A 630-nucleotide genomic window follows, 5' to 3' on the forward strand; every position below is an offset into this window, starting at 1 on the left:
GTCCGGCCGTGCCGGATAGGAGAACGAGACGTCGTCGAAGCTGATCGCGCCTTTCGCCTTCGCAGGCAACGGCCGCGGATCGGCGGGAGACTGGATCGCCGGCTTCTCGGCCAGGATCTCGGTCAGCCGCTCGGCAGCACCCGCCGCCTGGGCGAGCTCGCCCCACACTTCCGACAGCGCGCCGAGCGCGCCGGCGGCGAACACCGAATAGAGCAGGAACTGGCCGAGCGTGCCCGCCGACATCGTGCCAGATAGCACGTCGCGCGAGCCGAACCACAGCACCGCCACCACCGAGGAGAAGATCATGAAGATGGCGAAGAAGGTGAGGAAGGCGCGCGCGAAGACCGAGCCGCGCGCCGCCTCGAAGGCGGCTTCCACTGCTGCGGAGAAACGGCCGGTGACCAGCGTCTCGTTGGTGAAGGCCTGCAGCGTGCGCACCGCACCGATCTGCTCGCTGGCATAGGCGGTGGCGTTGGCCAGCGTGTCCTGCGCCTGCCGCGACTTGCGCCTGACCGAACGGCCGAAGGCGACCAGCGGCAGCACGATGAGCGGGATGGCGGCGATGACGAGGCCGGACAGTTTCGGGCTGGTGAACACCATCATCGCCACCGCGCCGAGGCCGAGGATGAC

At 69.0% G+C, this 630-nt stretch carries 1 protein-coding gene; it reads right to left on the bottom strand.

What is annotated here, in order from left to right:
* A partial coding sequence (locus EN738_RS34850) for an ABC transporter transmembrane domain-containing protein (RefSeq protein ID WP_245494860.1) occupies positions 1 to 630 on the bottom strand: 630 nt, incomplete at both ends.

It is taken from the genome of Mesorhizobium sp. M4B.F.Ca.ET.017.02.2.1 (assembly GCF_003998955.1).
GTDB lineage: Bacteria > Pseudomonadota > Alphaproteobacteria > Rhizobiales > Rhizobiaceae > Mesorhizobium > Mesorhizobium abyssinicae.